The organism is Klebsiella sp. 141240, from assembly GCF_050600805.1.
Taxonomy (GTDB): Bacteria; Pseudomonadota; Gammaproteobacteria; order Enterobacterales; family Enterobacteriaceae; genus Klebsiella; species Klebsiella aerogenes.
In genome coordinates this window covers 111652-133945 of sequence record NZ_JAQIRK010000006.1, presented here as the reverse complement: position 1 = coordinate 133945, position 22294 = coordinate 111652, and the positions used below count along the sequence as shown (strand labels likewise).

The following is a 22294-nucleotide window of genomic DNA, read 5'->3' as shown; positions in this document are numbered from 1 at the left end:
CGCTGAGAGGAGCCCGTAATGGACTTAGAAAATATCTTTCGTGACGTGAAGTTGAGTAAAACCGAAATGACCGTGCTGCGTTTTATTCAGAATGACCCGCAGCTGTGTATCCGCGAAGGGATCCGCACCGTCGCGGAGCGCTGCTACAGTAATCCTTCTTCGCTGGTGCGGCTGGCGAAGAAGCTTAAGTTCAGCGGCTGGCTGGAGCTGGTCTATTTCATCAAGTTCAATATCACCATGCCAAAGCTCGATGTCACCAACGATATCGATTATATGAGCATTCAGCCGGCAGAAGCGCTGACGCCGCTGCTGGCAGGCCTTGAGCAGCAGCGTATTTTGATCCACGGCAGCGGTTTTTCGCAGCTAATCGCCCAGTATATTTATAATAAGTTTCTCGTTACCGGCGTGAACGCCAGCCTGGCGCTGTGGCCCGATTACGAAATCCTTGAGCAAAAAAACGCTGCCCGCTTTGATTCTATCTGGATCATTTCTAAATCCGGACGCAGCAGTTCGGCGTTAAATTGGGTTAAGGCGCTGGAAGGCAAGGAGATAAACCTGGTTTGCTTTACCGGCGATTATCAAAGCCCGCTGGCGCAGGCCGCGAATACGGCGTTTATTATTCATGACCCGCAGAAGTTCGACGATGATATTTACTGGAGCAACCCGTTTTTTGGCTACTGCATATTGGGCTTTGAGCGGCTGTTAAAAATGTGGTTTACCAGCGTACATAGCAATAGGTAGCCCCGCTAAGCGTAGCGCGAGCGGGGGGAGTTCCCGGATAGCGGCTGGCGCCTTATCCGGGCTACTCAATCGAGCGGGCTGTAGCCCCGCTAAGCGTAGCGCGAGCGGGGGATAGTTCCCGGATAGCGGCTGGCGCCTTATCCGGGCTACTCAATCGAGCGGGGGCGACTCGTTACCGCCACCCGGCGAACTGTTCATCGTCGAGATAGGCCTCAACCAGCTTCTTCGCCAGCGAATATGAACCGACCAGCGGATGAGCCATTAACGCGCTTACCGCCAGCGATTTGTCCTGCTGCAGAATTGCTGCCACCGCCAGCCGCTCATACTCCTTCACGCTGGCAATCATATTTTTCTGCGCCGTCGGCACGTTTATCGGTGTCACCGGCTTAAGACCCTCTTTGCTCAGATCGCAGCTGATTTCAATCACATCGTCGGGGCGTAAAAAATCGAGCGTGCCGTTATTCTGTATCGACACCACGATGCGTTTGGTGGTGGTGCTGTTGACCGCCTCCAGAATATCCAGCGCTACCCCGGCGTAGCCGCCGGTATCCGGCTCTTCGATAAACTGCCGCAACGTTAACGGCTCGCGGGTATGGAATTTTTCCTGCTGCGACTCGTTCTGCATATAGCTGTTTTCGCGGCGCAGGTAGTGTTTCATCCAGATGGTAAAGGCCGCCTGCGGATCCGCTTTAACATCCACGCCGCTGAGCTCCTGACGCATATCGTGGTTGATACGGGCAATCTGCTCGCCGCGGGTCTCCGGCGCCTGTTGAATCGCCCGTAGCGCCAGTTCGCGATAGTAGTAGTAATAGAGATACTCGTTGAGCAACTGGTTATCGCACAGTTTCACCAGCTCCGGCGAGAAGTACTGCATCGCCGTTTTACGGTACAAATCCGGGTTGGCGACCAGCTGCGCGGTAACATCTTCCCCGCGCACGGTGAAGTGCGTAAACCAGGAAAAGTGGTTTAAGCCGTAGCATTCCACGCTCAGGTCGTGCGGGTCGCAGCCGAGGATCTCCGGCAGTTCGCGAATCAGCTCCGACGGCGCATCGCAAATCCCGTATACCCGGCGTTTGAAACCGGATTTGATAATCGCCTCGGTGACCAGCCCGGACGGATTGGTAAAGTTAAACAGGATCGCGTCTTTGTCGGCATGTTCCTCGATCAGCCGACAGTAGCGCAGGATCGCCGGGATCGAGCGCATCGCCATGGCAAAACCGCCCGCGCCGGTGGTCTCCTGGCCCAGCGTGTTATGCTCCAGCGCAATCCGCTCGTCGCGGATGCGGCTCTCATCGCCGCCGACGCGCAGCGTGGTAATCACATAATGGGTACCCTGCAGCGCGGCAACCGGATCGCTGGTGGTAGTAAAATGAATATCCGGGCGAATGGTATTAAATACATAGCGGGCGATTTCACCAAATAGCGATAAATTCTCCGCTGAGCTATCCTGAAATACCACTTCCGTTAAACCAATGCGGTGCGCGTTATAAGCCAGCGACTTCGCCAGAAATGCAGAGCGTACACCGCCCCCGCCTAATACGGTTAATTTCATACATCACTCCCAATTAATTTTCTGCTAGCCAGCTATCAACCCGGGAACGGACTTGCCCGACTTTGACGCCATAAATAACCTGAACTTCATTACGATTGCGTACTACGCCATTTGCGCCAGTGCTTTTTAATATTTCATCATCAACTAATGCCATATTATGGACGGCCACCCGCAGGCGTGTGAAACAGTTATCAACGGAGATAATATTGGCTTTACCGCCTAAGCCATTAATAATTTCATCCGTCATCGACTGCGGGCCGCTGACTTTTTTACGGTAGTCCGCCTTACTGTATAACTTGACGTTATCGTCATCCTCGCGGCCCGGCGTTTTCAGATTTAACTTCACGACCAGCGTGCGGAATATCGCGTAATAAACGATAAATTGACCAATACCGATCAGCACGTACCCCGGCCAGCGGGTTAACGACACCGGCAGCGGTAGGTTGTAGATCAGAAACTCAATCAGGCCGGAGGCGCCCCACGGCCGCACGGTGAAGATGTCGCAAATTGCCTGTGAAGCAGCGGTTAACGTCGCATGGATCACCCATAGCAGCGGCGAGACAAATAAGAAGGTGAACTCAATGGGTTCGGTGATGCCGGTCAGCATCGAGGTGATAATCGCCGGCAGTAGAATCGCCTTCGCCATCGCTTTCTTCTCCGGCTTCGCGGTGTGATAAAACGCCAGCGATGCGCCCGCCAGGCCAAAGATGGTGGTCATCCCCTGTTGCGAGAAACGTAATGCGTCGTTCATCACCGGCGTCAGATCGGGATGGCGCATATAGGCGAGGAAAATCGCCTGGGTGCCGGAGACGACCTGGCCATCGACATTCAGCGTGCCGCCGATTTGTGTGAGCTGGAAAGGCGACCACACGAAATGGTGTAAGCCGGTGGGAATAAGGAATTTTTCAAAGAAGCCGTAGACAAACACTCCCGCAACGCCGGCATTCTTCATAAACCCGGTCAGGGCGCTAATGCCGTGGGTCATAAACGGCCAAATCCAGGTAAAAGCAATGGCGTAGCAGATAATGACCGGCGTCATGGCGACCAGCGTCAGCTTCGCCCCGCCGTACATCGATAGCGCGCCGGGCAGCTCAATATTGGAGACTTTATTATGTACCCAGGCAATGGTGCAGCCAAGAATGATTCCGAGGAATACTCCCATATCGACGACCACAAAGCCTAATAGCTGCGTTTGCCCGGTACCGTAATATTCGCCGTTAATTTTTTCCGCCACCGCATGAGTATGTTCCAGCCATGAATGGTTGGCGCCGAGAAACATGATAAAACACATCACCGAGACAAGCGCGACTTCTGTTTTTTTATCTTTTGCCAGGCCGTAACTTATTCCCACGCAAAACAATAATCCAAGGTTGCCGAATAATGGCCAGAAGGTATCGCCAAGCAGTTGCCCTAATTGATGAAGGAAACTGGTTTCAGCAATAAGAGTCGGATTAGTTAAGACGGAACTGAGAGCCAGAATTAATCCAATGACCGGCAAGAACAATACTGCGCCGATCATGGCTCTGGAGAATTTTTGCATATTCTCCAGAATACGTTGACGTATTACAGACATGGTTGTTCCTTTTATTTTTGTAGGTACAGGGGATCATTATTTTTATCAACTTCCAGTATTTTGGTTATAGCAATTCTGATATTTGAAAGGAACCTGTTGCGGGAAATAGGTACAAATAGCCGCTAATTGCGCACAGGTTTCAGGACCCGCACCCCAACCCTCTCCCTTTTAGGGAGAGGGAGCGGTCAGAGCTGAGTTTTGCGGGGAGAGGGCAGGGAGAGGGGGACTTTACTGCGGCGCGGCGGGCGCGTTGCTAACCTCGCCGTTGCGCATCACCTGCGCCGCCTGCTGCTTGTCCATATTGGTGGCGCTGAGCTGGCCGTTGACGCTCGGTTTCAGCGGCGCATTGGCCTGCACGCTACCGTTCGCGGTTAGCTGGAAATTGCCGTCGCCGCTAATCGGCAGCGCAGGCCAGCCCCAGGCCTGCAGAATATTCAGCGGCACGCCGCGGCCGTTCAAGCTCAGATTGACCTGGCGCTGCGGCAATTGTGACACCGCGGCGGTCGCCTGCAGAATACCGCGCTCGGTAAAGGCGCTCAGCTCGCTGATGTTGACCGTAGAAGCGTTCGCGCTCAGCTTCAGCGACGGGCGGCGCACGTCGATGCGGTTGAAGGTCGCGGCGGCGGCATTGAGGGTGGCGCTGCCGTTCCACACGCCCCACTGGCCATCTTTCACCAGCTGTAATTCGCCGCCGTAACCGTCCAGCGCGGTGATCTGCCATGGGAAGGCTGGGTCGATATCGATAATCAGATTTCGGCTGGCGCTGAACTTCTTCAGCGTCAGGCTTTGCAGCCAGCCCGGCATTGGCTCCATCCACAGCTGTTTCCAGTTGGACGGCAGCGTATATTCCAGCCCGGCGAAGACGGCATCGTCGAGCACCAGCGCATTACCGGCGCGCAGCCAGTTGCCGGAGGTACGCACCATGCCGCCCTCCCAGCGGGAGCTGAACTGGCGCAGCGCAATGCCCTGCGGCGAGAATTCGGCATTAACGATGGGATCGAGGAAGTTCAACGAACCGTAGATAAACTCGCTGGCGTTCATCGATAGCGTCCCGTCGTCGCTCTGCCAGCCGTTATGGCTCAAGGTCAGATTGCGCAAGTTGAGGTCGAGGTCGGTCACCGCCCAGCCTGGCCCCTGCAAACGAGCATCGGTCACATCCAGCCGGCCAATCTGCAGCGACGGCACCGAGGTGAGCGGCGCAAGGAACTCATTCAGCGGTTTGGCGCTCTGCAGACGAATTTCATTCAGGCGCAGGTTATCAACCAGCCAGCTACCGTCAGCGCGGCGTTTGGCGTTGCCGGTCAGCGTGCCGCGCGCGATATCGGCGCCAAGGGTGCTCAGGGTCACCTCGCCGTTATCAATCGCACCCTGGATCAGGACGTTGCTGGCTTCGACGCCGTTAAGATTCATCGAGCCCGCGCTCATCTGAATTTGCGCTTTCCTGCCCAGCACATCGCCCGCTTCCGGCTGCCACGGCATCACGCCGCCGGTCACCCGCTGGGCGCTCAGGTTCCACTCGCTGTCCGGGCTGTTAAAGGCCATATCGCGTAGCTGCAGGCGGTCGGCGGCAAATGGCATTGCCGCGGAAGCCGGAGAGAGATTCAGCGTGCCGTCGCTGAGGACGATTTCATCAGCGTGCAGCGGGTCGCTGAACTGGCGGGTACTAAAACCGATATCCACCGTTCTGGCAACCAGCGTCGGCGGCTTGCCGTCGCGGCCAAAGGTGACATTTTGCAACTGCAGATGTAGCGGAGAAGAGAAGTCATGCGCCATCTTATCGAAGGCGATTTTCCAGCCGGTGCTTTCGCTTAACCAACTGCTCGCCTGGCGCGCCCCCCAGCGGGTCTGCAGCGCAAAGTAAGCGGCGACGATAACGACCAGCAGGGCGATCAGCAGCCAGAGAACCAGCTTTCCAAGAAATTTCATGATCTTCCATCCTGATAAGTACACATCACCGTGTTATGCACGATTTATGCGCAATCCTCAAGGCGGGAATAGTGAAATGAGATGAAGTGAGGTGAAGAGATGTTACAGCCGGCGCGCTCCCTGGTCGCCGTGGCGATACCGGGGAGCGCAACTTCAATGCTTTAGTTCTTCTCAGGCGGGAAGATTAAATTCAGAACAATCGCCGTGATACCGCCAGCGGCAATACCGGAAGAGAGCAGGTTTTTCAGCCAGTCCGGCGCGAACTGCAGGATCAGCGGCTGCTGCGATACGCCGAGACCCACCGCCAGAGAGAGGGCGATAATCAGAATGGCGCGGCGATTCAGCGGCTCGCGGGAGACGATGCGCACGCCGGATGCGGCAATGGTGCCGAACATCACCAGCGTCGCGCCGCCAAGTACCGGCTCAGGAATATGCTGCACAAAGCCGCTTACCGCCGGGAACAGGCCGAGCACAATCAGCATCAGCGCCACCACAAAGCCCACATAGCGGCTGGCGACGCCGGTCAGCTGGATCACGCCGTTGTTCTGGCCGAAGCAGGAGTTCGGGAAGGTATTGAAAACTGCGGAAACAAATGAGTTCAGGCCGTTCGCCAGTACGCCGCCTTTCAGACGTTTCATATACAGCGGGCCGGAGACCGGTTGCTCAGAAACGTCGGAGGTGGCGGTGATATCGCCGATCGTTTCCAGCGAGGTAATCATAAAGACCAGCATCAGCGGCAGCAGCAGGCTCCAGTCGATGCCCAGGCCGTAATAGAGCGGCGTAGGGATAGTGATCAGGCTGCTGTTGGTGGGCGCGGTGTTAGCCGGCAGCATATCGAGGAACCACGCCGCCAGATAACCGGCAGCCATCGCGATCACCAGCGAGGCGATGCGCAGGTACGGGTTGCGCTGGCGGTTGAGGATAATAATCAGCGCCAGCACGATGCCCGCCAACAGCAGGTTTTTCGGCGCGCCGAAGGTATGGTCGGCCATCGCCGCATAGCCGCCGCCGATAGAAGTCAGGCCAACCTGAATCAGCGACAGGCCGATAATCATCACCACCACGCCGGAGACCAGCGGCGTAATAATGCGGCGCGCCAGATGCAGAACCCGCGAGAGGACCATTTCGGTGCAGCTCGCCAGCATCAGGGTGCCGAACAGCGCGGCCATCATCGTCGGCACGTCGGCGCCGCCGGTTTTCAGCGCGGTGCCGCCCATAATCAACGGGGCGACGAAGTTGAAGCTGGTGCCCTGGATGGAGAGCAGGCCGGAGCCAACTGGTCCCCAGGCTTTAATCTGGATAATGGATGCCACGCCGGAGGCGAACAGCGACATGCTGATGATGTGTTGCGTATCTTCGGCCGGGAGGCCGAGCGCCTGACAGATGAGCAGCGCCGGGGTGATGACCGCGACAAACATCGCCAGCAGGTGCTGGAATGCGGCAAACAGCGTTTGCGGAAGCGGCGGACGGTCTTCGAGGCGATAGATTAATTCGCTGGCTGGTTTATGCGCAACCGGTTGCGCATTTTCTGACTCTGCGGTCGTAACGGACATCACAAACAATCCCAAGGTGGCAAAGCGGGAATTTTATCGGACTGTAGACCAAAAGCAAACGTTTGCCACGATTTGGCGCAAAAAATATCCTCACTGAATAGATGTAACAAATTAATTAACATTTTGTATGCTTGATCGCATCAACGCTAATACAAAATATCTTTTTCTGTCATTTTTTGCGCGCTTCTGCTTAAAATCGCTCTCCAACTCCTCAAGATGAGAAGTAATCGACACCGGGAATACCGTCGCGTGTGAATGAATCATGCGCCCATAAGGAGCTCTTTTTTATGTTGCATCTCGATACCTTATCGACGCTCGTTGCCGCAACCATGGTGTTGCTTTTAGGGCGAAAGCTCGTTCAGAACGTCCCATTCCTCAAAAAATATACCATTCCTGAACCCGTCGCCGGCGGCCTGCTGGTGGCGCTGGCGCTGCTGGTTTTGAAAAAAAGCATGGATATCGAAATTGATTTCGATATGAGCCTGAAGGACCCGCTGATGCTGGCATTCTTCGCCACTATCGGCCTTAACGCTAACCTTGCCAGCCTGCGGGCGGGCGGCAAAGTGCTTGGCACTTTCCTGATTGTGGTGGTGGGCCTGCTGCTGCTGCAGAACGCTCTCGGTATCGGCATGGCGAAGCTGCTGGGGCTGGATCCGCTGATGGGTCTGCTGGCCGGTTCTATCACACTTTCCGGCGGTCACGGCACCGGGGCGGCGTGGAGTAAATTGTTCGTTGAGCGCTACGGTTTTGCGAATGCCACCGAGGTCGCCATGGCTTGCGCAACCTTCGGCCTGGTGCTCGGCGGCCTAATCGGCGGGCCGGTGGCGCGTTATCTGGTGAAGCACTCTTCCTCGCCGGACGGTACGCCGGACGACCAACTGGCGCCGACGGCGTTTGAGAAGCCGGATATGGGCCGCATGATCACCTCGCTGGTGCTGATTGAAAGCATTGCGTTAATCGCTATCTGCCTGACCGTAGGTAAGGTGGTTGCGCAACTGCTGGCAGGCACCGTGTTTGAATTGCCGACCTTCGTCTGCGTGCTGTTTATCGGCGTGATCCTCAGCAACGGCCTGGCGCTGGCAGGGCTGTATCGCGTGTTTGATCGCGCGGTATCGGTACTCGGCAACGTCAGTCTGTCGCTGTTCCTCGCGATGGCGCTGATGAGCCTCAAGCTGTGGGAACTGGCGTCGCTGGCGCTGCCGATGATTATTATTCTGGCGGTACAGGCGGTGGCGATGGCGCTGTATGCGGTGTTTGTGACTTACCGGATGATGGGCAAGAACTATGATGCCGCCGTGCTGGCAGCCGGTCATTGCGGGTTCGGGCTTGGCGCGACGCCGACGGCGATTGCCAATATGCAGGCGATTACCGACCGTTTTGGCCCATCGCATATGGCTTTCCTGGTGGTGCCGATGGTGGGGGCGTTCTTTATCGACATCGTCAACGCGCTGGTGATTAAGCTGTACCTGCTGTTGCCGATATTTGGCTGATACAAAAATGCCGGAGTTAATCTCCGGCATTTTTTTGCCTGATGGCGCTGCGCTTATCAGGCCTACGGGCAACGCCCTGGCATCGTCATCCGGCGCGATACCGAGGTTTACTCGTCGTGCTCTTCCCACGCTAACGCGCGTTTCACCGCTTTCTTCCAGCCGCTGTAGCGGAAATTACGCTCGGTGGTTTCAATACCCGGGCGGAACTCACGTTCAATCACCGCTTTCTCCTGCAGCTCGTCGAGGTTTTGCCAGAAGCCGACCGCCAGACCTGCCAGATAGGCGGCGCCTAGCGCCGTGACTTCACGCACTTCCGGGCGTTCCACGCGGGTGCCGAGAATATCGGACTGGAACTGCATCAGGAAGTTGTTGGCGACCGCGCCGCCGTCCACGCGCAGGGCGTGCAGACGGATACCGGAGTCGGCCTGCATCGCTTCCAGAACGTCACGCGTCTGATAGGCGATAGATTCCAGCGTGGCGCGGATAATATGGTTGGCGTTCACCCCGCGGGTCAGGCCGAAAATCGCGCCGCGCGCATACGGATCCCAGTACGGCGCGCCAAGACCGGTAAAGGCCGGCACCACATACACGCCGTTGGTGTCTTTCACCTTAGTGGCGAAGTATTCAGAATCGAAGGCATCGTTGATGAGTTTCATTTCATCACGCAGCCACTGAATCGACGCTCCGGCCATAAACACCGCGCCTTCCAGCGCGTAGTTCACTTCGCCGGTCGGGCCGCAGGCGATGGTGGTCAGCAGGCCGTGGGTTGAGGTCACCGCCTTTTCACCGGTGTTCATCAACATGAAGCAGCCGGTACCGTAGGTGTTTTTCGCCATCCCTTCTTTCACACACAGCTGGCCAAACAGCGCCGCCTGCTGGTCGCCGGCGATGCCGGAGATAGGAATACGGGTACCGCCTTTACCGCCGATGTTGGTCTGGCCGTACACTTCAGAAGACTTACGTACTTCCGGTAGCATGGCGCGCGGGATATCCAGCGCGTCGAGCATTTTGTCGTCCCAGTCCAGTTCATGGATGTTGAACAACATGGTACGCGAGGCGTTGGTGTAGTCGGTGACGTGCACGCGCCCCTGGGTCATTTTCCAGATAAGCCAGGTATCAACGGTACCGAACAGCAGCTCGCCGCGCTTGGCGCGCTCGCGGGCGCCTTCGACATGGTCAAGGATCCACTTCACTTTGGTACCGGAGAAGTACGGGTCCACCACCAGGCCGGTGGCTTTGCGGATGTACTCTTCCATGCCGTCGCGCTTGAGCTGCTCGCAAATATCCGCGGTGCGGCGGCACTGCCAGACGATAGCGTTGTAAATAGGCTTGCCGGTCTCACGCTCCCATACGATGGCGGTTTCACGCTGGTTGGTGATGCCGATGGCGGCAATTTCGTCGGAGTTGATATCGGCTTTTGCCAACACTTCGACCAGCGTAGAGCTCTGCGAGGCCCAAATCTCCATCGGGTCGTGCTCAACCCAGCCTGGCTTCGGATAAATTTGTTCGAATTCACGCTGTGACACGCTGACGATATTGGCGTCGTGATCCATCACGACGGCGCGGGAGCTGGTAGTGCCCTGGTCGAGCGCAACGATATATTTTTTCTCGGTCATAATTGGTGTCCCGTAGTCAGATTACAGCGAAGCTTTTTGTTGCGACGCGGAAGAAGCGGATTCTTTTTCTTCCTCGACGCAGGTGTCGCAAGGCAGATGGCGGCCAATGAATTTGCGGTAGCTGAATGCGCCCAGCGCCGCGCCGACCACCGGTGCGCACAGCGGTACCAGGAAATAAGGAATATCTTTGCCGCCGGTGAAGGCGACGTTGCCCCAGCCTGCCAGCCAGGCGAAGGCTTTCGGTCCGATATCACGCGCCGGGTTCATCGCGAAGCCGGTCAGCGGGCCCATGGAGGCGCCGATAACGGCAATCAGCAGGCCAATCAGCAGCGGCGCCAGCGGGCCGCGCGGCACGCCGTTGCCGTCGTCGGTCAGCGCTAAAATCACGCCCATCAGGATAGCGGTAATCACCATTTCTACCGCGAAGGCCTGCACAAAATTGATATGCGGGTTAGGGTAGGTCGAGAAGATACCGGCGAGCTCAAGGCTTTCCACGCTGCCGCGTACCATATTGTGGGTGTGTTCGAAATCGAAGAAAAGATTGTAATAAAGCCCGTAAACTAATGCCGCAGCGCAAAAGGCGCCAGCGAATTGCGAAATAATAAAAGGAACAACTTTGCGCCCATCAAAGCAGGCGAATAACCATAAGGCGATGGTGACCGCCGGATTAAGGTGCGCACCGGATACGCCCGCGGTCAGGTAGATAGCCATAGCCACCCCCAGACCCCAGATGATGCTGATTTCCCACTGACCGAAGCTGGCTCCTGCGACTTTGAGCGCAGCTACGCACCCAACGCCGAAAAAGATCAACAACCCGGTACCGAGAAACTCTGCGATGCACTGGCCTTTTAATGTTGATGTCTGGCTCATAATCGGATCCTGAAGCGAAGTGATTATTGTAAGTATGTTGGTCGTGGACGACCACGGTGCCTTGTAGGCATAGTGTTAATTTATCGTTAACGAGCATAAACGAGAAATATCGAAATTTAAATTTGTGTCCCTCGTCAAGAAAATGAGCGTTTTCGCGCCATAAACGCGTGTTGCGGCACATTTACCCACCTTTTTCTGCGTATTTTGTTATCTCATTGATTAACAATCGCCAGAGAAGTTCGGGGCAATTGCCGCGAACGCACCAGGTAAAGACTGAAAAGTGTTGCAAACCGCAATCTGCGCGGGTTGTCGCTGGACAGGTGAGGCGGGGATTCATACAATCGACGACAACACCGCTATTGTGCGCTAATTCGTTAAGGCGGGACCGCGTATACGAAACACGAGTTTCTATCAACGCCTTGCAAGATCAGGAGAGGTATGACGATGTCATTAGAAGTGTTTGAGAAATTAGAATCTAAAGTTCAGCAGGCGATTGATACCATCACTCTGTTGCAGATGGAAATCGAAGAGCTGAAAGAAAAGAACACCACGCTGGCGCAGGAAGTGCAGAGCGCGCAGCACGGCCGTGAAGAGCTGGAGCGTGAAAATAGCCAGCTGAGAGAACAACAGCAAGGCTGGCAGGATCGTCTGCAGGCGCTGCTGGGCCGCATGGAAGAAGTCTAATCGCTTCCCGCCCCTTCCCGCCCGGGAAGGGGTTTTCTCTATCCCCCGCTTTATATCTCCAGGTTATAGCCAATCTTTTTTTATTCTTTAATCATTGATTCGCTTTCTGGCACGCTTAGTTCATCACAACACGACATAAAGAGAGCGGTGCGATGAATAAGTGGGGCGTAGGGTTAACTCTGTTGCTGGCATCCGCCAGCGTGCTGGCAAAAGATTATCAGCTGTTAAACGTATCGTACGATCCGACGCGCGAGCTGTACGAACAGTACAATAAAGCGTTTAGCGCGCACTGGAAGCAGGAAACCGGCGATAACGTGGTGATTCGTCAGTCGCACGGCGGCTCCGGCAAACAGGCGACGTCAGTTATCAACGGGATTGAAGCGGATGTCGTCACTCTGGCGCTGGCCTACGACGTAGACGCCATTGCTGAACGTGGCCGTATCGATAAAAACTGGCTGAAGCGCCTGCCGGATAACTCCGCGCCGTATACCTCAACCATCGTGTTCCTCGTCCGTAAGGGCAACCCAAAACAGATCCATGACTGGAACGACCTGATTAAACCTGGCGTGTCGGTCATCACCCCGAACCCGAAAAGCTCCGGCGGCGCCCGCTGGAACTACCTGGCGGCATGGGGCTACGCCCTGCATCAGAATCACGGCGATCAAGCTAAAGCGCAGGAGTTCGTGAAGGCGCTGTATAAAAACGTGGAAGTGCTGGATTCCGGCGCGCGCGGTTCTACCAACACCTTCGTCGAACGCGGGATCGGCGACGTGCTGATTGCCTGGGAGAACGAAGCGCTGCTGGCGACGAAAGAGCTGGGCAAGGACAAGTTTGAAATCGTGACGCCGAGCGAGTCTATTCTGGCCGAGCCGACGGTTTCCGTCGTCGATAAAGTGGTGGATAAGAAAGGCACTCGTCAGGTGGCGGAAGCGTACCTGAAGTATCTCTACTCGCCGGAAGGCCAGGAGATTGCGGCGAAGAACTTCTATCGTCCGCGCGATCCTGATGTGGCGAAGAAATATGCCAACGAGTTCCCGAAATTGAAGCTGTTTACCATCGATCAGGAGTTCGGCGGCTGGACGAAAGCGCAGAAGGAGCACTTCTCCAACGGTGGTACCTTCGACCAGATTAGCCAGCGTTAATCCTCTTGTCCCTGCTGGCGCTACGCTTAGCAGGGATACAGTTCTGCGCCATTTGGTATCCCGGGTAAGGCGACAGCCGCCACCCGGGGTAACTCCCCGCCCGCCATCTGTTTTTATTTAGTCATCAAATTACGTTACTCTTCCGGTTCAGGCTTAACAGGGAACAATAATGAGAAGAGTAAGATACCTTTTATGGGCGCTGCTGGTGGTTATTCTGGCGGCGCTGGCTGGCGGCTACTATTGGCTGCATTCCGGCAACCCGAACGCGTTACGTCATATTGTCCTGCAGCAGTGCGTACCCAATCAGCAGCAACATCAAAATCCGTCGCCGTGCGCGGAAGTGAACCTGAAAGGCGGCTACGTGTTGTTTAAAGATCGCAACGGCCCGCTGCAATATCTGCTGATGCCGACCTACCGTATTAACGGTACCGAAAGTCCGCTGCTGTTGGATCCGCTGACGCCGAATTTCTTCTGGCAGGCGTGGCAGGGGCGCGAAATTATGAGCCAGCGCCGCGGCGCGCCAATTGATGATAACGCGGTATCGCTGGCGATTAACTCGCGCAGCGGGCGCACGCAAAACCACTTCCATATTCATATCTCCTGCCTGCGTCCCGATGTCCGCGCGCAGTTAGATAATGATGCGGCGACAATTAGCAGCCGCTGGCTACCCTTGCCGGGCGGTCTGCAGGGCCATCAATATCTGGCGCGTCGGGTAACGGAAACCGAGCTGGCTCAGCGCAGCCCGTTCCTGATGCTGGCGGAAGAGGTACCGGAAGCGCGCGAACATATGGGGCGTTATGCGTTAGCGATGGCGCGTCAAAGCGACGGCTCGCTGGTGCTGTTGGCGACAGAACGTAACCTGCTGACTTTCAACCGTGCTTCGGCGGAAGAAATTCAGGATCATAGCTGCGCAATTCTTAACGCAAACCACTAGTTCTGGCGTTTACCTGTCTTTCCTGTCGTCGTATTCTTGCTGAAAAAAACGACAGGAGACAGGCATGTCGCTCTGGCTAACCCACCCGCTGTTCCTCCCTTCGCTGATCGTCGGCATCACCATTGTGCTCTGGGCGACTTCGCTGTTACCGGAATTTATCACCGCGCTGCTGTTCTTCGCGGCGGCGATGATGACCAAAATCGCTCCGCCGGAGGTGATCTTCGGCGGTTTTGCTTCCTCGGCGTTCTGGCTAGTGTTCAGCGGCTTTGTGTTGGGGATCGCCATCCGTAAGACCGGACTGGCGGATAGAGCGGCGCAGGCGCTATCGGCGCGGCTCACCGACTCCTGGCCGCGGATGGTCGGCAGCGTCGTATTACTGAGTTATGCGTTGGCGTTCGTGATGCCGTCAAACATGGGGCGCATCGCGCTGTTGATGCCGATCGTGGCGGCGATGGCCCGGCGCGCGGGGATCGCCGACGGCACGCGCGGCTGGTACGGCCTGGCGCTGGCGGTGGGCTTTGGCACCTTCCAGCTTTCTGCGACCATTTTGCCCGCTAACGTGCCGAATCTGGTGATGAGCGGGGCGGCGGAAGGCTCTTACAGGATCCATCTGAATTACGTTCCCTATTTACTGCTGCATACGCCGGTGCTTGGCTGGCTGAAAGGGGCGGTGCTGGTGGCGTTGATCTGCTGGCTGTTTCCCGGCAAGCCGCATCCGCCGCGCGAGCTGGCGTCGCTGGCGCCAATGAGCCGCGATGAAAAGCGTCTGGCGTGGCTGCTGGTGGTGGTACTGACGTTATGGGTGACAGAGAGCTGGCACGGCGTCGGCCCGGCGTGGACCGGCCTGGCGGCAGCGGTGGTCACGCTGCTGCCACGAGTGGGATTTATCAGCGGCGAGGAGTTCGCCAGCGGGGTGAATATGCGCACCTGCATTTATGTTGCCGGCATTTTGGGACTGGCGATTACCGTGACCCAAACCGGGATTGGCGGCGCGGTGGGTAACGCGCTGCTGCAGGTGATGCCGCTGGATAAAGATAATCCGTTCACCAGCTTCCTGGCGCTGACCGGAATTACCAGCGCGCTGAACTTTATTATGACCGCTAACGGCGTCCCGGCGCTGTATACGACTTTTGCGCAGAGCTTTGCCGACGCGACCGGCTTTCCGCTGCTGAGCGTGATTATGATTCAGGTGCTGGGTTATTCCACGCCGCTGCTGCCGTACCAGGCGTCGCCGATCGTGGTGGCGATGGGATTAGGTAAAGTCCCGGCGAGAGCGGGGATGTTGCTATGTCTGGCGCTGGCGGCGGTGAGCTATTTGATTTTGCTGCCGTTGGATTACGCGTGGTATCAGCTATTGGGGAAATTGTAGCGATAATATAAAACCCGGCTCGCGCTGCGCTAAGCCGGGTTATTACTCGTGCGAATTTGTCAGCAACCCCGGCGGCGTTTCACCACCGGGAAAGCGAATTACGCTTTTTTCGCCGCTTCTGCAGCTTTAACGATCACCGCGAAAGCGTCTGCTTTCAGGGATGCGCCGCCAACCAGCGCGCCGTCGATGTCCGGCTGGGTGAACAGCTCTGCGGCGTTGCCGGCGTTAACGGAACCGCCGTACTGGATGATGACCTGCTCAGCGATTTTAGCGTCAGCTTTAGCAATGTGGTCACGGATAAATTTGTGCACCGCCTGAGCCTGCGCTGGGGTAGCGGATTTACCGGTACCGATGGCCCATACGGGTTCGTAAGCGATAACCACGCCTTCAAAAGCGGCTGCGCCCTGAGTTTTCAGCACGGCGTCGATCTGACGCGCGCAAACTTCTTCAGTTTTGCCCGCTTCGTTTTCAGCTTCGGTTTCACCGATGCACAGAACCGGCGTCAGACCCTGCTCTTTCAGTACAGCGAATTTCTTCGCGATCAGCTCGTCGGATTCTTTGTGGTAGGTACGGCGTTCGGAGTGGCCGATGATGATGTACTGCGCGCCGATATCTTTCAGCATTTCAGCGGAGGTTTCACCGGTGAATGCGCCGGACAGGTTCACGTCAACGTTCTGCGCGCCCAGGTGGATGTGGCTGCCTTCTGCCGCACGCTTAGCCAGGTCGAGATACATTTCCGGCGGCGCGATTGCCACTGCACAGCCGCTTACGCCGGCCAGTTCAGTACGCAGGTTAGCAACCAGTTCGTTTACCATGTGGCGGCTGCCGTTCAGTTTCCAGTTACCCATCACTAAAGGATGTCGCATTTTAATTCTCCACGCTACTAAGCGAATTAAGGAATATAGCCGCCCCAGAGGGCAGCATGGTCTGTGAAACAGTATAGAGACTCGTCACTGGAAAGGCTTTGCTTTTTGTCATTTATTGTTGTCTTCCAGCGTTTCAGATAGCGCCAGCTTAATCGGTTCAATGGCGAAAGTTAGCCCCTTTTCCCCGTGATCTGCCACCACATAGCGCACCGCGCCTTCGGTTTCGGTGTAGTAGCGTTTGCCTTTGCCGGCGGTCAGCAGTTTTTGCAGCTTTTGCTGGCTCTGCAGTGGGCTTAGGGTCGGCACAAAGGCGCGAAGAATGGCGCTCATATACTCCTGCGCTTTCGCTTTCGCCGCCTTTTGTTCCGGCCCCTGAATCGGCAGCCAGGTTATCTGCATTGATTTAATCTTCAGCGTGCCGCGCTCCAGCGCGGTAGAGGCATACAGATTCTCGTTAATCTTGGTGGCGGCGCGGGTCAGGTTGGCTTTATCGCGGCTGGAGGCGATAGAACGGAACTCGTTTAGCGGCAATTTCGGATTATCGGCATTAAATTTCTCGCGGAACTCGCTGATGCTGACATCAAAAATCGGCGCGCTGGGTAGCAAATAAGGGGCGGTGGCGGCGGATTCCGTTTCTGCGGACAACGCCATCGGGCCGACAGATAACGCTGTCAGCCCAATTAAACTTAAGATTGCCCACTTCTTCATGCCCATCTTTCCTTTTTTTGCCTGCCGACGATTAAAACGGGAACCGTCACGCTTGTCAAAAAGTGACGCCTTCAGGGTAAACTACGCGAATGATGATGATAAGGAATAAAACATGACCCTACAGCAGTGGTTATTCTCAATTAAAGGCCGTATTGGCCGCCGGGATTTCTGGATTTGGATCGTTATCTGGGTGTTGACCATGAGCGCGCTGTTTACCCTCGCGGGCAGCAATTTGCTGAGTTTACAGACCGCGGCGTTTATTCTCGTCTGCCTGCTCTGGCCGACGGCGGCAGTCGTGGTGAAGCGTCTGCACGATCGCGGGAGATCCGGCCTCTGGGCGCTGCTGATGATTCTGGCGTGGATGCTGCTGGCGGGCAACTGGGCGATGTTGCCGCAGGTCTGGCAGTGGGGCGTTGGGCGCTTTGTACCGACGCTGATTATCGTCATGATGTTGATCGACCTGGGCGCGTTCGTCGGCACCCAGGGCGAAAATAAGTTTGGCAAAGAGACGCAGGATGTCCGCTGGAAAGCGGACGCCTGATTACCAGTAGTGCTCTGCCGTCATATGGCCCGGTCGGCGACGCAGATGTTTGGTCATCTGCCGGGTCTCTTTCAGCAACTGCTGGGTATCACGCACCATCTGCGGGTTACCGCACAGCATCACGTGGCTGGTATCGGCGGTCATAGCCAGGCCGACCGCCTCTTCCAGCGCGCCGGTTTCAATCAGAAACGGCACCCGGCCCGTCAGCGAACCTTCCGCTGTCTCGCGGCTAACCACGGTCTGGATACGTAATTTGCCGGCGTAGCGCTGCTCCAGTTCGCGCATTTGCGGTAAATAGCTGAGGTCGGCGGCGTAGCGCGCCGCATGCACCAGCACCAGGTTCTTGAAGCGATCCAGGTCTTTTCCTTCTTCCAGAATCGACAGATAGGGGCCGATGGCTGTGCCGGTGGCGAGCATCCACAACGTGTCGCAGTCTGGCACCTCTTCCAGCACGAAGAAACCGGCGGCTTCGCTGACAATCTGAACGTCGTCGCCGGGTTTCAGCGCGGCCAGTCGCGGGCTGAGTTTACCCTCCGGAACGGTGACCAGGTAGAACTCGAGATCGGGATTGCTGGGGGCGTTGACATAGGAGTAGGCGCGCTGCACGCGCTCGCCGTCAACATCCAGGCCCAATTTAGCAAACTGCCCTGCGGTGAACGGCTCAACGGGCGCGTGAATGGTGAGGCTAAACAGTGCATCGGTCCAGTTTTGCACTTTTACAACTTTACCTGTAACCCAGTTTGCCATTGCGTCTCTCCTTTCAATCTCGTCAGTCTATCTTCACCGCGACGGGAGAAGATTTCCAGCCCGAAAAGGCTGGAAAGCTCGATTGATCAAATGTTTTACAGGATGTGTTGCTGGACGTCCGGGTCTTTTCGGTCGAGGTAATGAATCGACTGAATACGGCGGATAGTCCGCGATTTACCGCGGATCAGCAGCGTTTCGGTGGTCGCCATATTGCCCTTGCGGGTAATGCCGTCCAGTAGATCGCCTTTGGTAATCCCGGTGGCGGAGAAGATGACGTTATCGCTGCGCGCCATCTCATCAAGACGCAGCACTTTGCCCGCTTCGATGCCCATGGTTTTGCAGCGCGCCAGTTCGTTTTCACCGATACGGCGGTTCTCTTCGCTGTCGCCCTTCACGTGGTGACGAGCCAGCAGGCGGCCCTGCATATCGCCGTCCAGCGCGCGGATCACCGCCGCCGAAACCACGCCTTCCGGCGCGCCGCCGATGCCGTACAGCACGTCGACTTCGCTATCCGGCATACAGGTCAGGATAGAGGCCGCCACGTCGCCATCGGGGATCGCGAACACGCGCACGCCCAACTGCTGCAGTTGCGCAATGACCGCGTCGTGGCGGGGTTTTGCCAGCACGGTGACGGTCAGTTCGTCGAGCGGTTTATTCAACGCGCGGGCGATGTTGCGCAGGTTCTCTTCCAGCGGCAGATTGAGATTGATGGCGCCTTTAGCGCCGGGGCCGACAATCAGCTTTTCCATATACATATCCGGCGCGTTGAGGAAGCAGCCTTTATCGCCAACCGCCATCACCGCCAGCGCGTTGGCCTGGCCCATGGCCGTCATGCGGGTACCTTCAATTGGATCGACGGCGATATCTACCGCGTCGCCTTTGCCGGTACCCACTTTTTCGCCGATATAGAGCATCGGCGCTTCATCGATTTCGCCCTCGCCGATGACGATGGTGCCGTCGATATTGACGAGGTTAAGCATAATGCGCATGGCGTTAACCGCTGCGCCGTCGGCGGTATTTTTATCGCCGCGGCCCAGCCATTTATAGCCCGCCAGCGCGGCGGCTTCGGTGACACGCGAAAATTCGATGGCCAGTTCTCGTTTCATAATCCACTCATTGTGTAGAAAAGTTGCCCGTAGCGCGGCAAAAAGGACGCGCTACGCGTTGGAATAGCGTTCGGTTTCCGGCATCCAGCGCTCAATCAGCGCCTGCGCCTGCAGCGGATAGCGTTTGTGAATATGACGAGCAATGCGCTGAACATCGGGGATCATGGCCTGATCGCGCAGCAAGTCCGCTACTTTAAATTCGGCGTTGCCGGTCTGGCGGGTGCCGAGAAGCTCGCCGGGGCCGCGGATTTCCAGGTCTTTCTGGGCGATGACGAAACCGTCGTTGCTGTCGCGCAGCACCTGCAGGCGCTTCTGCGCCGTTTTGGAAAGCGGCGATTTATAGAGTAGCACGCAGTGGGAGGCGACGGCGCCGCGCCCGACGCGCCCGCGTAGCTGGTGCAGCTGCGCCAGACCCAGACGCTCCGGGTTTTCGATAATCATCAGGCTTGAGTTAGGGACGTCAACGCCGACTTCAATCACCGTGGTGGCGACCAGCAGGTGCATCTCGCCCTGCTTGAAGGCCTGCATCACTGCCTGCTTTTCCGCTGGTTTCATCCGCCCGTGGACGAGGCCGATATTAAGTTCCGGCAGCGCCAGTTTGAGCTCTTCCCAGGTGGCTTCCGCCGCCTGGGCTTCCAGCAGATCGGACTCTTCAATCAGCGTACAGACCCAATAGGCCTGACGACCTTCCTGGGTGCAGGCGTTGCGCACGCGGTCGATAATGTCGCTGCGGCGGGTATCGGGGATAGCGACGGTCGTTACCGGGGTACGGCCCGGCGGCAGCTCGTCGATAACCGAGGTATCGAGATCGGCATAGGCGGTCATCGCCAGGGTGCGTGGAATCGGCGTAGCGGTCATGATCAGCTGATGCGGGTGGAAGCCCTGCTGCTGGCCCTTTTCCCACAGCGCCAGGCGTTGATGAACGCCAAAACGGTGCTGTTCGTCGATAATCACTAGCGCCAGGCCGTTAAACTGCACCTGCTCCTGGAAAATGGCGTGGGTGCCGACAATCATCTGCACTTCGCCGTTGGCGATGGCCTCCTGCTGCGCCTGGCGCGCTTTGCCTTTCTGCTTGCCCGCCAGCCAGCCGACTTCAATGCCCAGCGGCGCGAACCAGCTGCGGAAATTATTGGCGTGCTGCTCGGCGAGCAGTTCGGTCGGCGCCATCAGCGCCACCTGTTTGCCATGGGCGATAGCGCGCAGGGCGGCCAGCGCGGCGACCAGCGTTTTGCCGGATCCGACGTCGCCCTGCACCAGGCGCATCATCGGCACGTCCAGCGCCATATCGCGCTCGATCTCAGCGGTGACGCGCGCCTGCGCGCCCGTTGGTTTAAAGGGCAGGGAAGCCAGAAGCTGGGTTTTCAGCGTGTCGTTGGCGCTGAGCGGCAGCGCATGATAGCGCTGGGCGCCGGCGCGGAGCGCCAGCATGCTGAGATTATGCGCTAACAACTCTTCCAGGATAAGACGCTGCTGTGCCGGATGTTTACCGCTCTCCAGCTCGCTGAGCTGTAGCGACGGCGGCGGGCGATGCAGCGTACGCAGCGCCTCCGGCAGGCTCATCATCCCCTGCGCCAGCTCCGGCGGCAGCAGTTCGCTAATCGCGCAGGTTTCCAGCAGCTCAAGCGCCTGATCGGTGAGTTTGCGCAGCGTCGCCTGCTTAATGCCTTCAGTGGTCGGGTAGACCGGAGTCAGGGTTTCCTGCAGCTCCGGGGTACTCATATCGCCCTGCACGCGATATTCCGGGTGGATCATCTCGGCGCCAAACTTGCCGCGTTTAGCTTCGCCGTAGGCCAGCACGCGACGACCGGTCGCCAGGCTGTTTTTCATCGCCGCGTTGAAGTTGAAAAAACGCATGGTCAGGATGCCGGAACCGTCACTTATCTGACAGGTCATCATCCGGCGGCCGCCGAAGGTGATATTGCTGTTGAGCACTTCCCCCTCTACGGTTGCGTAGACGCCCGGCAGCAGTTCGCCGATTTGGTACAGGTGAGTCCGGTCTTCATAGCGCAGTGGCAGATGAAGTAGCAGGTCCTGAACTGTATGCAGACCGATTTTCGCCAGTTTGCTGCTCTGTGCGGCGCCAACGCCGGTCAGCGAGTTGAGCGGGACGGCATCTAACAGGCGGCCTGACATCGGATTTACCTCGCCGCCTGCATCGTTGCCCACCACGAGGCATCGGCTTCTACTTCGCCCTGCTCGTTGACGTGGGGATAAGGCAGACCTTTTTGTTTGGCGACGCGTGCCAGCACCGGGTAACCGCCTTCAAATAACAGCCGCTGCTGCTCTTCTGGCGGCAGCATGCTATTGGCGCGTTGGTACATTCCGGCGTTCTGCCGCTGACGCTGCGCTTCGTAAAGGATCAGCGCGGAGGCGACGGAGACGTTCAGCGACTGCACCATACCGACCATTGGGATAATGATGTCCTGGTCTGCCAGCGCCAGTGCTTCCTGGGTGATGCCGGTTTTCTCCTGGCCCATCAGGATGCAGGTCGGGCGCGTATAGTCGATTTCGCGAAAATCGATGGCTTTGTCGGAAAGGTGCGTCGCGAGGATTTGCATGCCCCGGCCTTTTAAGTGGCTGACGGCATCGCCGATAGTGCGGTGCGTTTTCACCTGCACCCAACTATTGCTGCCGGCGGCGGCAGAGGCCATGGTGCGCATACGGCTGCCAGGCCAGATGGCGTGTACTTCGTGTACGCCGATGGCGTCTGCGGTGCGGATGACCGCAGAGACGTTATGGGGTTTATGGACCTGCTCCATGCAGACCGTCAGATCAGGCTGACGCCTGGCGAGCATCTCGCAGATACGCGCATAACGCTGTGAATTCATTCTACTTAATCCTTCGAACTGCCTCGGCGTTAGCTGCACTCACTCACC

General features: G+C 57.2%; 19 protein-coding genes. 7 read left to right on the top strand and 12 right to left on the bottom strand.

Features of this window, described 5'->3' with window-relative positions; all coding sequences use genetic code 11:
* The first annotated feature begins 18 nt into the window (after positions 1–18).
* Positions 19–741, top strand: a complete 723-nt coding sequence (locus PGQ95_RS13445) for a MurR/RpiR family transcriptional regulator (RefSeq protein WP_045375248.1) — start codon at positions 19–21, stop codon at positions 739–741.
* 172 nt (positions 742–913) lie between these two features.
* On the opposite strand, the gene PGQ95_RS13440 is transcribed toward PGQ95_RS13445, so the two are convergent.
* The 4 genes from PGQ95_RS13440 to PGQ95_RS13425 form a co-directional block, all read right to left on the bottom strand.
* Positions 914–2293, bottom strand: a complete 1380-nt coding sequence (locus PGQ95_RS13440) for a glycoside hydrolase (RefSeq protein ID WP_430918381.1) — start codon at positions 2291–2293, stop codon at positions 914–916.
* Positions 2294–2306: 13 nt separating this feature from the next.
* Positions 2307–3866 (bottom strand): PTS transporter subunit EIIC, encoded by a 1560-nt coding sequence (locus PGQ95_RS13435; RefSeq protein WP_045390562.1) that lies wholly within the window; start codon positions 3864–3866, stop codon positions 2307–2309.
* Between the two features lie 228 nt (positions 3867–4094).
* On the bottom strand, positions 4095–5792 hold the full coding sequence (locus tag PGQ95_RS13430) for an AsmA family protein (RefSeq protein ID WP_430918379.1): 1698 nt from the start codon (positions 5790–5792) through the stop codon (positions 4095–4097).
* 161 nt (positions 5793–5953) lie between these two features.
* Positions 5954–7345, bottom strand: a complete 1392-nt coding sequence (locus PGQ95_RS13425; protein ID WP_015369129.1) for a nucleobase:cation symporter-2 family protein — start codon at positions 7343–7345, stop codon at positions 5954–5956.
* A gap of 287 nt (positions 7346–7632) precedes the next feature.
* Here PGQ95_RS13425 and gltS point away from each other — a divergent pair, with 287 nt between their 5' ends.
* Positions 7633–8835 (top strand): sodium/glutamate symporter, encoded by a 1203-nt coding sequence (gltS, locus tag PGQ95_RS13420; RefSeq protein ID WP_015703819.1) that lies wholly within the window; start codon positions 7633–7635, stop codon positions 8833–8835.
* A gap of 107 nt (positions 8836–8942) precedes the next feature.
* Here the strand turns inward: gltS and glpK are convergent, their stop codons facing one another.
* Positions 8943–10451 carry a glycerol kinase GlpK gene (gene glpK / locus PGQ95_RS13415; RefSeq protein WP_047040291.1) on the bottom strand — a complete coding sequence of 503 codons (1509 nt, stop codon included), beginning with the start codon at positions 10449–10451 and terminating at the stop codon, positions 8943–8945.
* 21 nt (positions 10452–10472) lie between these two features.
* Positions 10473–11321 carry an MIP/aquaporin family protein gene (locus PGQ95_RS13410; RefSeq protein WP_015369132.1) on the bottom strand — a complete coding sequence of 283 codons (849 nt, stop codon included), beginning with the start codon at positions 11319–11321 and terminating at the stop codon, positions 10473–10475.
* 438 nt (positions 11322–11759) lie between these two features.
* On the opposite strand from PGQ95_RS13410, the gene zapB reads away from it, so the two are divergent.
* The 4 genes from zapB to PGQ95_RS13390 all read left to right on the top strand — a co-directional run bounded on the left by zapB (position 11760) and on the right by PGQ95_RS13390 (position 15450).
* On the top strand, positions 11760–12005 hold the full coding sequence (gene zapB / locus PGQ95_RS13405) for a septal ring assembly protein ZapB (RefSeq protein ID WP_020077673.1): 246 nt from the start codon (positions 11760–11762) through the stop codon (positions 12003–12005).
* Positions 12006–12157: 152 nt separating this feature from the next.
* Entirely contained in the window at positions 12158–13147 is a 990-nt protein-coding gene (locus PGQ95_RS13400; RefSeq protein WP_015369134.1) for a sulfate ABC transporter substrate-binding protein, read from the top strand.
* 169 nt (positions 13148–13316) lie between these two features.
* The gene (locus tag PGQ95_RS13395; protein ID WP_087858922.1) at positions 13317–14081 is read left to right on the top strand and encodes a CDP-diacylglycerol diphosphatase; all 765 of its coding nucleotides are present in this window, start codon (positions 13317–13319) and stop codon (positions 14079–14081) included.
* A gap of 64 nt (positions 14082–14145) precedes the next feature.
* The gene (locus PGQ95_RS13390; protein ID WP_430918377.1) at positions 14146–15450 is read left to right on the top strand and encodes an SLC13 family permease; all 1305 of its coding nucleotides are present in this window, start codon (positions 14146–14148) and stop codon (positions 15448–15450) included.
* 98 nt (positions 15451–15548) lie between these two features.
* Here the strand turns inward: PGQ95_RS13390 and tpiA are convergent, their stop codons facing one another.
* Together tpiA and PGQ95_RS13380 are read right to left on the bottom strand one after the other, a co-directional pair.
* Positions 15549–16316, bottom strand: coding sequence for a triose-phosphate isomerase (gene tpiA, locus PGQ95_RS13385; protein WP_002922909.1), 768 nt, complete (start codon positions 16314–16316; stop codon positions 15549–15551).
* Between the two features lie 108 nt (positions 16317–16424).
* Positions 16425–17024: a DUF1454 family protein gene (locus PGQ95_RS13380; RefSeq protein ID WP_015369137.1), complete on the bottom strand. Its 600-nt coding sequence runs from the start codon at positions 17022–17024 to the stop codon at positions 16425–16427.
* Positions 17025–17136: 112 nt separating this feature from the next.
* Here PGQ95_RS13380 and PGQ95_RS13375 point away from each other — a divergent pair, with 112 nt between their 5' ends.
* Complete coding sequence (locus tag PGQ95_RS13375; protein ID WP_015369138.1) at positions 17137–17565, top strand: DUF805 domain-containing protein; 429 nt, start codon at positions 17137–17139, stop codon at positions 17563–17565.
* Here the strand turns inward: PGQ95_RS13375 and fpr are convergent, their stop codons facing one another.
* The 4 genes from fpr to trmH form a co-directional block, all read right to left on the bottom strand.
* The gene (gene fpr / locus PGQ95_RS13370; protein WP_015369139.1) at positions 17566–18312 is read right to left on the bottom strand and encodes a ferredoxin--NADP(+) reductase; all 747 of its coding nucleotides are present in this window, start codon (positions 18310–18312) and stop codon (positions 17566–17568) included.
* 95 nt (positions 18313–18407) lie between these two features.
* On the bottom strand, positions 18408–19418 hold the full coding sequence (gene glpX, locus PGQ95_RS13365) for a class II fructose-bisphosphatase (protein WP_430918374.1): 1011 nt from the start codon (positions 19416–19418) through the stop codon (positions 18408–18410).
* A 51-nt stretch (positions 19419–19469) separates the two neighbouring features.
* On the bottom strand, positions 19470–21551 hold the full coding sequence (gene recG, locus PGQ95_RS13360) for an ATP-dependent DNA helicase RecG (RefSeq protein WP_430918372.1): 2082 nt from the start codon (positions 21549–21551) through the stop codon (positions 19470–19472).
* A 5-nt stretch (positions 21552–21556) separates the two neighbouring features.
* On the bottom strand, positions 21557–22246 hold the full coding sequence (gene trmH / locus PGQ95_RS13355) for a tRNA (guanosine(18)-2'-O)-methyltransferase TrmH (protein ID WP_015369142.1): 690 nt from the start codon (positions 22244–22246) through the stop codon (positions 21557–21559).
* Positions 22247–22294 lie beyond the last annotated feature (48 nt).

Excerpts from the sequence above, each read along its gene's own strand:
- PGQ95_RS13445 (WP_045375248.1), top strand. The coding sequence starts at position 19 with ATGGACTTAGAAAATATCTTTCGTGACGTGAAGTTGAGTAAAACCGAA.
- PGQ95_RS13440 (WP_430918381.1), bottom strand. The coding sequence starts at position 2,293 with ATGAAATTAACCGTATTAGGCGGGGGCGGTGTACGCTCTGCATTTCTG.
- PGQ95_RS13435 (WP_045390562.1), bottom strand. The coding sequence starts at position 3,866 with ATGTCTGTAATACGTCAACGTATTCTGGAGAATATGCAAAAATTCTCC.
- PGQ95_RS13430 (WP_430918379.1), bottom strand. The coding sequence starts at position 5,792 with ATGAAATTTCTTGGAAAGCTGGTTCTCTGGCTGCTGATCGCCCTGCTG.
- PGQ95_RS13425 (WP_015369129.1), bottom strand. The coding sequence starts at position 7,345 with ATGTCCGTTACGACCGCAGAGTCAGAAAATGCGCAACCGGTTGCGCAT.
- gltS (WP_015703819.1), top strand. The coding sequence starts at position 7,633 with ATGTTGCATCTCGATACCTTATCGACGCTCGTTGCCGCAACCATGGTG.
- glpK (WP_047040291.1), bottom strand. The coding sequence starts at position 10,451 with ATGACCGAGAAAAAATATATCGTTGCGCTCGACCAGGGCACTACCAGC.
- PGQ95_RS13410 (WP_015369132.1), bottom strand. The coding sequence starts at position 11,321 with ATGAGCCAGACATCAACATTAAAAGGCCAGTGCATCGCAGAGTTTCTC.
- zapB (WP_020077673.1), top strand. The coding sequence starts at position 11,760 with ATGACGATGTCATTAGAAGTGTTTGAGAAATTAGAATCTAAAGTTCAG.
- PGQ95_RS13400 (WP_015369134.1), top strand. The coding sequence starts at position 12,158 with ATGAATAAGTGGGGCGTAGGGTTAACTCTGTTGCTGGCATCCGCCAGC.
- PGQ95_RS13395 (WP_087858922.1), top strand. The coding sequence starts at position 13,317 with ATGAGAAGAGTAAGATACCTTTTATGGGCGCTGCTGGTGGTTATTCTG.
- PGQ95_RS13390 (WP_430918377.1), top strand. The coding sequence starts at position 14,146 with ATGTCGCTCTGGCTAACCCACCCGCTGTTCCTCCCTTCGCTGATCGTC.
- tpiA (WP_002922909.1), bottom strand. The coding sequence starts at position 16,316 with ATGCGACATCCTTTAGTGATGGGTAACTGGAAACTGAACGGCAGCCGC.
- PGQ95_RS13380 (WP_015369137.1), bottom strand. The coding sequence starts at position 17,024 with ATGAAGAAGTGGGCAATCTTAAGTTTAATTGGGCTGACAGCGTTATCT.
- PGQ95_RS13375 (WP_015369138.1), top strand. The coding sequence starts at position 17,137 with ATGACCCTACAGCAGTGGTTATTCTCAATTAAAGGCCGTATTGGCCGC.
- fpr (WP_015369139.1), bottom strand. The coding sequence starts at position 18,312 with ATGGCAAACTGGGTTACAGGTAAAGTTGTAAAAGTGCAAAACTGGACC.
- glpX (WP_430918374.1), bottom strand. The coding sequence starts at position 19,418 with ATGAAACGAGAACTGGCCATCGAATTTTCGCGTGTCACCGAAGCCGCC.
- recG (WP_430918372.1), bottom strand. The coding sequence starts at position 21,551 with ATGTCAGGCCGCCTGTTAGATGCCGTCCCGCTCAACTCGCTGACCGGC.
- trmH (WP_015369142.1), bottom strand. The coding sequence starts at position 22,246 with ATGAATTCACAGCGTTATGCGCGTATCTGCGAGATGCTCGCCAGGCGT.